The sequence below is a fragment of the Achromobacter sp. DMS1 genome, assembly GCF_001270295.1.
The window spans coordinates 1-6,695 of sequence record NZ_LHSJ01000236.1; the positions used below are offsets into that span (position 1 = coordinate 1).

Annotated in this window: 5 protein-coding genes and 1 pseudogene; all 6 read right to left on the reverse strand. The window is 68.9% G+C overall.

The genetic code is table 11. From position 1 onward, the window contains the following. A pseudogene (aroE, locus tag AD428_RS20905) lies at nt 1-369 on the reverse strand (shikimate dehydrogenase); the annotation flags it as partial. Further along, complete coding sequence (locus AD428_RS20910; protein ID WP_082308527.1) at nt 366-1,274, reverse strand: TonB family protein; 909 nt, start codon at nt 1,272-1,274, stop codon at nt 366-368. The gene AD428_RS20910 and the pseudogene aroE, both read right to left, overlap by 4 nt. Nucleotides 1,275-1,350: 76 nt before the next feature. After that, nucleotides 1,351-2,445: an ABC transporter ATP-binding protein gene (locus AD428_RS20915; protein WP_053246455.1), complete on the reverse strand. Its 1,095-nt coding sequence runs from the start codon at nt 2,443-2,445 to the stop codon at nt 1,351-1,353. Then, entirely contained in the window at nt 2,438-4,216 is a 1,779-nt protein-coding gene (locus AD428_RS20920) for an ABC transporter permease (protein ID WP_053246456.1), read from the reverse strand. Before AD428_RS20920 ends, AD428_RS20915 begins: the two co-directional genes overlap by 8 nt. Before the next feature lie 102 nt (nt 4,217-4,318). Then, on the reverse strand, nt 4,319-5,416 hold the full coding sequence (locus tag AD428_RS20925; RefSeq protein ID WP_053246457.1) for an ABC transporter substrate-binding protein: 1,098 nt from the start codon (nt 5,414-5,416) through the stop codon (nt 4,319-4,321). Nucleotides 5,417-5,600: 184 nt separating this feature from the next. After that, on the reverse strand, nt 5,601-6,695 hold a 1,095-nt coding region (locus AD428_RS20930; RefSeq protein ID WP_152968182.1), incomplete at its 5' end, for an ABC transporter substrate-binding protein.

The window sequence follows — 6,695 nt, forward strand, 5'->3', positions numbered from 1 at the left end:
GAGGGCGACGCCGAGCCGCAGCAGGTCGCCTACCAGCCCCACGCCGTCGGTATTGCAGCCGTGCCAGGCGCCGCCGCGCCAGGTCAGGGTGTTGACCGCCCCGGCCAGCCGCGCCCGGTCGGACAGCCGCGCGCCGCAAAGCCTGTACGCCTCTTGCTTGAAAGGCACCGTCACGTTCATGCCCTGGCCGCCTTCCGCCGCGAAGGCGGCCGCCGCCGCGGCAAAGCCGTCCACCGGAGCCAGCAGGCGCTCGTAGCGCAGCGGCCGGCCGGTCTGGCGGGAGAACATCTCGTGGATCTGAGGCGAGCGGCTGTGCGCGATGGGGTTGCCGATGACGGCATAGCGGGCGGGAGGGGACGCCTCGGTCATGGGGCTTCGGTTTCCAGAGTGTCGTTGATGAAATGCCAGGTGCGGGTGATGACCAGCTCGTCGGTGTCGCGCGCGATGTCGGGCGGGAAGGGCGGGAAGGGGGCGGCCAGTTGTACGATGCGCCGCGCCGCCTGGTTGAGCACCGCGTGCGGCGAGGGCTGGTCGATCTCGACGCCGCCGATGCTGCCGTCGCTGCGCACGGTGACGGTGATGCGCAGCGAGCCGTAGATGCGTCCCCGGGCCTCGTCGGGATAGTTGCGCGTGCCGATGGCTTCGATGCGGCTGCGCCAGGCGTCCAGGTAGGCGGCATAGCGCGACGCCTCGGCGGACGGGGCGACGAACTGCTTGCGCGGCTCGGCGCTGTATTGCCGCACGCGGGCGGCCAGCGCGGCGACCTGGGCGTTCTGGATCACGCTGGCCTGGTCCTGCGCGTCGTTGCCGGGCTCGCTGCCCTCGGGCCAGGGATTGACCGCCGGCCGCTCCACGCCCGCCTTGTCGGCCGAACGCAGCTGGGTCATGAGGCGCGCCTGTTCGGCTTCGAGCTGCATCTGGCGCTGGCGCGTGGCTTCCAGCACGATGGTTTCGGCAGACTGGCCGGTGCGGGGCAGCGGCGTGGAAGCCATCCCCTGCGAGGCGTTGCCGCCGCCCGTCATGGCGTTCTGCGCGATGACGCGGGGGGCATCGGGGGGCGTTTCGCTGCGCGCGTTCAGCAGCACCACCTCCAGGCCGGCGGCCGGCGGCCGCTGCAACGCGGGCGCGCCAAAGCGCCACGCCAGCGCAGCGGCGTGCACCAGCAGCGAGATCGCCAGGCCGATACGCAGGTAGTGCTGGGCGGGCTCGCCCAGCCACCGCAGGCAGGCGCCCAGCGCGGAGGGAGTGTCAGCATGGATACGCACGAGACGCATTGTAGAGCGACTCCCTTCGCGCCGCGCGCGGACGCGGACTCTGTAACAGCTCCGCCCGCAACGGCGGCCGTCCTTGTCAGCGGGCGGCCGTCTCGCGCGGGAACACCCACACCTTGTCGGCCGGCAGCGCCAGCCGGCAGGGACCCGGCTCGCGGCCTTCCGCGCCGTAGGCGCGCAGGGCCAGGGAGCGCGCCAGGTCGTCGCCGGGCGTGCGGAACAGGTATTCCCAGCGGTCGCCCAGGTACATGCTGGTCAGCAGCGGCATGTCGAGGTGGTTGCCGTCAGGGTCGTCGGCCAGCCTCACCTGCTCCACCCGGATCACGGCGGTGGCGTCCTGGCCCGCGGCCACGCCGGCGCTGGCCCGGCCCCACAGCGCCCAGCCCGCGCCCTCGATGCGGGCGCGGCCGTCGCGCACTTCGGCGACCCGGCCGTCCAGGCGGTTGTTGCTGCCCATGAACTCGGCCGTGAACAGGGTGGCGGGCGAGCCGTACATTTCCTGCGGCGTGCCCTGCTGCTCGATCTTCCCGTTGTTCAGGAGCAGGATGCGGTCGGATATGGCCATGGCCTCGCTCTGGTCGTGCGTCACCATGAGCGCGGACAGGCCCAGGCGGATGATGAGCTCGCGCAGGAAGGCGCGCGCTTCCTCGCGCAGCTTGGCGTCCAGGTTGGAGAGGGGCTCGTCCAGCAGGATGACGGGAGGGCTGTAGACCAGGGCGCGGCCGATGGCCACGCGCTGCTGCTGGCCGCCCGAGAGCTGGTGCGGATGGCGCGCGCCCAGCGCGCCCAGGCCGAGCTGGTTCAGCACGTTCTGCACGCGCTCGCGCACTTCGGACGAGGGCGTCTTGCGCAGCCTGAGCGGATAGGCCACGTTGTCGAACACGGTCTTGTGCGGCCAGAGCGCGTACGACTGGAACACCAGGCCCAGGTTGCGGTCCTCGGCGGGCACTTCGCGGCCGGCCGCGCCGTCGTAGACGGTGCGCTCGCCGATGGCGATGCGCCCGCGCTTTGGGGCCTCCAGGCCCGCCACGGCGCGCAGCAGCGTGGTCTTGCCGCTGCCCGACGGCCCCAGCAGGGAAACCACCTCGCCCTGGCGCAACTGCATCGACACGCCCTTGAGCACGGGGTTGTCGCCGTAATCCAGGTGCAGGTCTTCGACGGAAAGCTCAATCATGAAGTTTGACTCCGAATCGCAGGGCAATGCCCAGGCCGATCACGACCAGAACGATATTGATGAAGGAAAGCGCGGCCACGATGTCGATGGCGCCCGAGGCCCACAGCGACACCAGCATGGAGCCGATAGTCTCGGTGCCGGGCGACAGCAGGTACACCCCGGTCGAATATTCGCGCTCGAAGATCAGGAACATCAGCAGCCACGACCCGATCAGCCCGTATTTGGCCAGCGGCACGGTCACGTGCCGCGTGACCTGGCCGCTGCGCGCGCCGGCGCTGCGGGCCGCCTCTTCCAGCTCGGGCCCCACCTGCAGCAGGGTGGAGGAGATCAGGCGCAGGCCGTAGGCCATCCAGACCACCGTGTAGGCCAGCCAGACGCTGAAGATGGTGCTGCGCACCGCGCGCAGCCATTCCACGACGTTGTCGCGCAGCCACTCGGCAAAAGGCAGGGCCGAGAGCCAGCCGCCTTCGTCCACGTCCAGAGCGTTGTCCAGCCACATCGGCACGAACAGGAACACCCACAGGAAGGCCAGGCCCGCCAGCAGCCCGGGCACGGCGCGCGGCACCAGCACGCTGTAATCGAGAAAGCGCGTCACGTTGTCCTGCTTGCGGTGCATGGCCAGCCCGACGAACAGGTAGCAGAGCACGGCCAGCGCGCCGCCGAACACGCCGATGGCCACCGAGTTGACGATGGCGCGGATCAGGTTGGGCTGGGCGAACACATTGCGGAACGCATCCAGCGAGAGCACATCCCAGAGCGATACGCCCATGCCCCAGTTGGACACGAAGGCCCGCAGCAGCACGCCCAGCAGGGGCACCACCACGGCCACCAGCAGCCACAGGCCCACCACCGCGCCGGCCGCCCAGCGCCACTTGCCCAGCGGCAGCGGGCGGGCGCGCGACGCCTTGCCCTTGACCGTGACGAAGCGGTTGGCGGTGCGCATCAGCCGGCGCTGCAGCATGACGAGCGGCACGGTCATGCAGATCAGCACCACCGCGACGGCGGCCATCAGGTGATACGAGGGAATGCCCAGCTTGTTGGTCAGTTTGTACAGATAGGTGGCCAGCACCAGGTTGCCTTCCGGGTCGCCCAGCACGAGCACCAGGCCGAACACTTCCAGCCCGAGGAAGAACAGCAGCACCGTGGCGTACAGCATGGCCGGGCGCACCATGGGCAGGCTGACCGACACCATGACGCGCAGCGGCGACGCGCCCGAGACGCGCGCGGCCTCTTCCACGTCGGAGCCCATGCTGCGCAGCGCCGACGAAATATAAAGGTATGCGTGAGGCACGTGCGTGAGGCCGGCGATGATGACGATGCTGGCCAGCGAGTAGACGTTCCAGGGCACGAAGCCCAGCACGCTCTGCACCCAGGTCGAGAAAAAGCCCACCGGCCCCGCGGCCACCACGTAGCCGAAGCCCAGCACCATGGGCGAGACGAATACGGGCACCAGGATCAGCGGCTCGATCCAGCGCCGTCCGGGCAGGTCGGTGCGGATCATGAGAAAGGCCAGCATGCCGCCCAGCGGGATGGCGATGGCGGCCAGCCCGAAAGCCAGGATGAAGCCGCTCCTGAGCGCCTTGTAGAAATCGGGGTCCGCGAAGATGAAGCGGAACGCGTCCAGGCCGAAGCTCTTGGACGGCTGGAAGAACGGCGCCGACAGAAAGCTCTGGATGATGATGAACGACAGCGGCGCGTAGATCGCCAGCGCCGCGATCAGCACCACCACGCCGCGCGGCAGCGACTGCCATTTTCTGCGCATGGACTGCATGGGAAATCCTGTGGTCTGGGTAAATCGCGCCGGGGCGGGGCCGCCGGCCCCGCCCCCCTTGCACCGGGCGGGCCTGCCTGCCCCACGCCGGCGCGGGGCGTATCACTTGCCTGCGGCCGCGCGCCACTGCTTGATGAATTCCAGGCGCTTGTTCTGCTCCAGGTACTCCAGCAGCGATTCGTTCACGGGAATCGGCTTGAGCGCCTTGTCCAGCTTCTTGGTCATGCCGTCCACGTCGTTGTCGCCCTCGATGTCGTCGCGCACCGAAGCGAGGTCGGCCTGGTTGGCCATGATTTCCTGGCCTTTCCTGGAGAGCAGGTAATCCATCCAGAGCTTGGCGGCGTTCTTGTTCTTGGCCTTCTTGCTGATGAAGGCCACGCGCGACAGCACCAGCGTGTAGTCCGTGGGATAGGAAACGCCCAGCGAGGGGTCTTTCTTGGCCCGCGTCTCGGCATAGGAGCCCAGGATGTTGTAGCCCACCAGGTTCTCGCCCGAGGATACGCGCTCCATCATGGTGCCGGTGGAAGACTGCACCACCAGGCCGCCCTTGGCGACGTTCTTGAGCGTGTCGAAGTAGTGGGGATCGTTGGCCTTGTCCTGCACCGCCAGCATGAAGCCCACGGCAGATTTCTCGATGTCGTAGGTGGTGACCTTGTTCTTGAACTTGTCCGGCTGGCTGGCGATGAGCTTGCCCAGCGCCTCGTGGGTGGTCGGCACCTCGTTCTGCGGGATCAGGCGCTTGTTATAGATGAACACCGCGGGTTCGTAGGTGGTGCCGTAGGCGCGTTCCTTCCAGACGGACCAGGCCGGCAGCTTCGGCGTTTCGGGCGACTTGTACTGCAGCGAGTAGTCGGTGGCCAGCTTCAGCGCCGAATCCATGGACGAGCTCCACACCACGTCGCCGCTGCCGCCGCCGGCGGCCTGCTCGCTGATGTAGCGGTTGTACAGCTCGGTGCTGTTCATGTCGTTGTACTCGACCTTGATGCCGGGGTACATGGCCTCGAAGCCCTGGATGATGGGGCCGGCCGCCTTGGTGTCGGTGGTCGAGTAGATGACGACCTTGCCTTCTTTCTTGGCGCCGTCGATGATCTTCTGATAATCGGCAGGATAGCCGGCGGGCACTGGTTGCGCATAGGCGGCGCCGGCGGCAAGGGCGAATGCGGCGGCGCAGGCGGCCGCCAGTCTGGAATGGGCAAGCATGGATCTCGTCTCCGAATAGGGTCAGTGGCGGACGCTCGCGGCCCGCTTGCCAGCCATCTTAGGAGCCCCCGTCTGTCGCCGTCCTGTCATCCCGCATTCCCCTCCTAGGGGAAATCCCGCAATCCCTTCCCGGAAAAAACGGACTCCGCCCCGCCAAGTCGGGCGCCGAAGGCGCTGGGGGGGCCTACCTCGGCGTATCCGTAACCAGCCGGATCCAGTTCTGCACGAAGCGCGAATGCCGGCGCTGGTCCAGGCCGACGAGCAGGGCCGGGCTCAGCACCACGGGCTGCACGATGCCTTGCGAGCGGGCCAGCACCGCCTCCGAGGTCCAGCGGCCGGGCGTGTCTTCCATGATGGAGCCCAGCGCGGCGTGGCTGGACGCCACCTGCTGCCCGGCGGGCGAGAGCAGCCAGTCCACCAGCGCGTGCGCCAGTTGCGGATGCGGCGCATGGCGGGCGATGAGCACCGAGCGCGCCAGCACCAGCACATAGTCCTGCGGAAACACCACGCCGATGCGCGCGCCCGCGGCCTGGCGCGACAGCGCGTAGGAACCCAGGACGTTGTAGCCCAGGTCGAGCTCGTCGCGCTCGATGGCGTCCAGGATCTCGGCGCTGGTGGCCGACAGGCGCACGCCGACCTTGCCGAAGGCATTGGCCAGCCCCCAGAAATTGGAGGACACCAGCTCGTCCTGCTCGGCCATCAGGTAGCCCACGCTGCTGGCAGCGATGTCATAGGTGCCGACGCGTCCATGCAGCCGGACCTGATCCTGTTCCAGGCTGCGCAGCAGATCCTGGCGCGAGCGCGGCACGGTGTCTTCGGTGTAGCGGCGCGGGTTGTAGACGATCACGGCCGGCTCGAAAGTGAAACCATATACTTCGTGGCGCCACACGGCCCAGGAAGGCAGCCGCGCCGCCATCGGCGAGGCGTAGCTTTGCGCGTAGCCGTCGTTGGCCAGCCGGATCTGCAGGTCGGACGCCGAGCTCATCAGCACGTCCACGTCTACGAGCCGGCCGGCGACGGCCGCCTCGTAGAGCTCGCGGCTGCCCATCTCGCGGTACTGCACCGACACGTCGGGGTGCTGCGCCTGGAAGCCCAGGATCAGCGGCGCCACCACCGGGGTATCGGTGGGGCCGGCCACGACCAGCCTGCGCGCCGAGGGCTGCGGCGCGGGGTACTCCGTGACCGGCCCGGCCGCCCCGCCGGCCGCCCGCACCGGCGCGGGCGTCGAAAGGCCGGCGGCCAGCGCCAACGCCAGCGCCGCGCCGGCCGCCAGCGAGCG